Source organism: Flavobacterium sp. RSSB_23 (assembly GCF_051547145.1).
In the GTDB taxonomy this organism is placed as follows: Bacteria; Bacteroidota; Bacteroidia; order Flavobacteriales; family Flavobacteriaceae; genus Flavobacterium.
Map to the genome: position 1 here is coordinate 1 of NZ_JBPTTO010000044.1, position 760 is coordinate 760.

The window sequence follows — 760 nt, forward strand, 5'->3', positions numbered from 1 at the left end:
CCGGATTTGCAATCCCTGCACACACAGTCATAACCCTCAAGTGATTCAAAAAAAAATGGAGCTATTTTTAAATTTCAAAAACAAAAAATTATGAAAAACAAAATCACACAAACCGCAAACACGGCTAAAACCGCAAAACTAAAAACAATCACTCCTCTTACTAAAGAACAACTTGAAACCGTAGTGGGAGGCCCTGAGACCTCTAGAGGGACTGTGACAGGGGTGGGACATTAATAATAAACTTTATTGAAAAACCAGCGCTACGAAGTCTCCCAACTTCGTGACACACGCTGAGTATAAAATACAGTCATACCCCCCCAAAGTGACTCAAAAAAATTGGGGCTATTTTTATTTAAAAACAAAAAATTATGAAAAACAAAATCACACAAACCGCAAACACTGCTAAAATTGCAAAACTAAAAACAATCACTCCCCTTACTAAAGAACAACTAGAAAAAATAGCGGGAGGACCTGAAGGCTCTAGAGGGACATCAACGACATTACCTTAATCATTAAGCAAATAATATTCTAGCTCTATGAACCCGATAGCGCGGATTTGCAATCCGTGCCCATACAGTCATAACCCCCAAGTGATTCAAAAAAAAATGGAGCTATTTTTAAATTTCAAAAACAAAAAATTATGAAAAACAAAATCACACAAACCGCAAACACTGCTAAAACCACAAAACTAAAAACAATCACTCCCCTTACTAAAGAACAACTTGAAACCGTAGTGGGAGGCCCTGAAGGCTCTAGAGGT

At 37.4% G+C, this 760-nt stretch carries 2 protein-coding genes; both read left to right on the forward strand.

Translation table 11 applies throughout. From position 1 onward, the window contains the following. Positions 1–90 precede the first annotated feature (90 nt). Positions 91–234, forward strand: coding sequence for a hypothetical protein (locus tag ACSVH9_RS16285; RefSeq protein WP_438064626.1), 144 nt, complete (start codon positions 91–93; stop codon positions 232–234). Between the two features lie 134 nt (positions 235–368). After that, a complete protein-coding gene (locus ACSVH9_RS16290; RefSeq protein WP_438064627.1) occupies positions 369–509 on the forward strand; it encodes a hypothetical protein in 141 nt (46 codons plus the stop codon). Positions 510–760: the final 251 nt, after the last annotated feature.